This window comes from Streptomyces sp. NPDC058459 (assembly GCF_042721685.1).
Taxonomy (GTDB): domain Bacteria; phylum Actinomycetota; class Actinomycetes; order Streptomycetales; family Streptomycetaceae; genus Streptomyces.
Genome location: NZ_JBHXLV010000442.1, coordinates 1 through 1,037, shown reverse-complemented (window position 1 = coordinate 1,037; position 1,037 = coordinate 1). Strand labels below are relative to the sequence as shown.

The window sequence follows — 1,037 nt, the reverse complement described above, 5'->3', positions numbered from 1 at the left end:
GGGGTGAGGGGTGTGATGATGTCCGACGTTTCGTACGGGGCTGACAGGTGCGGTTTCTGCGGAAGGACCCTTGTCCGGCGTGAATGTGACGGTCGCGGTGGGCGACCTCTCGGTTACTGCGATGACAGGTGCCGCCGCCGCGCCCAGCGCAGGCGGGATCTCGAACTCCGTTCAGCTGTACCGCAATTCACCCACCGTGTCGTTGCCGGCGAACTCGCGCTGCGCCTGGATGGACTGCTGCAGGCATGCTTCACGGAGGTGGGCCTCGGTGCCATCTTGGAGCATGCGGCCGAGATCGCGGCCGGCGCCGAACGTGTGGCTGCCGCGGCGGCCGTGGAGGAGCGTGCCGCCGGCCGGACCTGGGCCGAGATCGGCGCCTCCGCCAAGAAGAGCGAGGGTCAAGTGAGGGCACGCTGGGGCGGCGAGCGTGCTGCTCGGCTTCTGGCCGCCCGGGACCCGGTGCCGCGGGCGCGCGCGGACCAGACGCTGGACGCGCTCGGGCGGGCCCTGCGGACCTTGTGGGAGGGAGCGGACGTCGGCCTCCTGGACGTCGCAGCCGAGGCCGGCGTGCCGGTGTCCCTGGTGCAGTGGGTGCTGGAGGGGCAGATCGTGGCCCCTTGGTCCACGACATACGCGCTGGTCGATCTGATGGGTGGGCAGCCCGGAGATATTCACCTGCTGTGGCAGTCCGCTTCGAAGTCCCCGGTGGGGGTGGCCGATCCGATGCACGCCGGACGCCGCCTGGCGGCAGGGCTGCGGGGCGCGCGGCTCGCGGCGGGATACGCCCCGAACGCAGCGGTCTCTGTTCCCGGACTCAGTGATGCGGAGGTCGAGGCGGTTTTCGGCGGACGACTCGTACCGAACTGGGACGTGCTGTGCCGGATGCTGCTGAGGCTGGGCGCCGAACCGGAGCCCTTCAAGATCCTTTGGACGGCGCATCAACTAGCCTCGCGCTTTCACGAGGTGGGGTGTCCGAGGCTTGATCAGATAAGCGGAGAGTGCTCCTGACCTGGAACGATGGGACTTGTCTAGGGTCC

General features: G+C 69.2%; 1 protein-coding gene. It reads left to right on the top strand.

Annotated elements, in window-relative coordinates:
• On the top strand, window positions 1-1,008 hold a 1,008-nt coding region (locus ACFWN1_RS33455), incomplete at its 5' end, for a hypothetical protein (protein WP_384370588.1).
• Between the last annotated feature and the right edge of the window lie 29 nt (window positions 1,009-1,037).